The 2,177-nt window shown below is 34.3% G+C and carries 1 protein-coding gene; it reads left to right on the plus strand.

Annotated elements, in window-relative coordinates; genetic code table 11:
- Positions 1–528: 528 nt before the first annotated feature.
- Positions 529–2,177: Hint domain-containing protein (locus tag H3T44_RS09020; RefSeq protein ID WP_233335911.1), on the plus strand; the 1,649-nt coding region annotated here is incomplete at its 3' end.

Genomic DNA, 2,177 nt, shown 5'->3' on the forward strand with positions numbered 1-2,177 from the left:
CCCTGGACCAGCATGTTCTGCAAAAGGGCCGGAAGATCCTTACCGTAAAGGTCATCGCCGCTGGACCGTATATCTCACAAAACCAATTGGATCATAAAAAAATAATGTCATCATAATAAAAATTACAGATACCGTTTTATATTACTTATAAGGCTGGATCAGATAAATTGATCCAGCTTTTTTATAAAACCCGTTTGATTCTAGCAATTTTATTACTTAATCCATATCCCGACCAAGCCATCACTTCATAATGTCATTTTCCATACATTTATTGAAAAACAAAATTGGGTGAATCCCTATCTAACTATTTTTTAATAAAAATCTAATATTTATTAAAAAAGAATAAATGTATTCAAGATATTATATTTCAATTATCAAATTTAATTTACTAAATAAATTAGTAACATTATAATAATTAAATCTATTAAATAATAAATAGCATTCTCATGAAAGTATTACTTAAATAATAAACATTACAAATACTTACTTTCTGACATGCTTATAATAAAAATTATATGAGAATCACTGATGACAAACCAAAAAAAAGATTATTTGCGTAAAGATGAAAAAGATGATGATACATTCAAAATAAATCATTCATTTGTCCATTCATATCAATATCCTCCATCCTATGGTGAAAAGAACAGTCAAGATTCTATTCAAACCTTCTCAAATAATCGCCTTACAAGAGATGATGCGGCTTCCAATCAATTAAAAAATGTCGAAAATACAGACCTGAACAGTTATATATTACAAAATAACAATCCGATCATTGATAGTGGCAATTGGTATGCCGTTAAATTAAGTGATGGCCGCACTGTCTACAAAATAAACTCAACCAACGGACAGTATTTCAGCCTATCAACAAATAATCATCTTACATCTGATCCATCACAAGCCTATTCAGGACCCATCAATTTTGTTGACAGCACTGTAACCATTACAAATGGTGCAACCGTTTCAGGTTCAAATTTCCTTTTGATCAAAAACAGCCCCTCTAACAATTCAACCATTACAATCAATACTGGTGGAACGCTCCAGGATTCAAATATATTCAATCAAAATGTTACGATGAATGGTGGCAGTTCAACCAACAACACTTTTATTTCCAGCCCTGTTATCATGAACGGTTCCGCCACTTCGGATAATGACTCATTCCTTAACCCAAATACTACAAGAAGCGGTTATAATCTGGAAGGTCAAAGTTTTAGTGGCAATAGTTACAAGAATCAACCCAACTCTTATTTTCAATCAAGTGATAATAATACTGCCAATCTTACCCTCAATAACAACAGTAAAGTAACAAATCCCAATATACCGGATCTTTACAGATACAACCCTTCATCAAACAGGCTGACCGTATCAGTCAGCAGAACCGCCCAATTTTCTCAAGAACAGATTACCGGGGATGATATTGAAAACTATGTAAAAAACTATAACATTTCCAACGATCATATCAATATCATCGGTACGGGTGGCACCACCTCAATTTATATCAGCTCTGAAATCGCTTCAGATCCTGCCGGTAATATGATTAGACAGAATGTCTATAAAAATGGAGCCGGAATTATCATTTACAGAGGTAATGATCCAGTAAATATTTTCAACATTAACAATATCTATATTCAAGATGGAGCGGTTGTAGACGGTGCTGAAATTTTTGCCAATAATAGTTGGCAGAACGTTTTTATACAAAAAGGTGGCACCCTAAAAAATTCAAAATTTTATGATGGTTATATAGGGATCGAACAAGGTGGAAAGTCAATAAACAATACTTATTTCTCGCCAGAATTTTCAAGTAATGGCCATTATATTGACGGTTTGTCTCAAAATGATACGATTTATGAAACATCCTGGTCAGCAAGTGGGAAATTAAATATCGCAAATAATAATAATATTTGCTTGAATGGAAACAACCCCCCTGTCTATAATCAGACTAACAACAACCCTCCACCCAATCAATCCATCTGGTTAACCAACGGATTGACTCGCGTAACTGTCGGAACTACAGGACAATTCATCAATCCAACAATAAACACTAATCACAACTATTCCATAGATTATGTGCCGGGATTGAACACTGATAATCCCCAACCCTGTTACCTTTGTGGCACGATGATAGAGACAAGAGACGGATTGAAGGCCATAGAAGAGATCCGTGCCGGAGACATGGTTTA

The sequence above is a fragment of the Commensalibacter sp. M0355 genome (assembly GCF_016101365.1).
Lineage (GTDB): Bacteria > Pseudomonadota > Alphaproteobacteria > Acetobacterales > Acetobacteraceae > Commensalibacter > Commensalibacter melissae.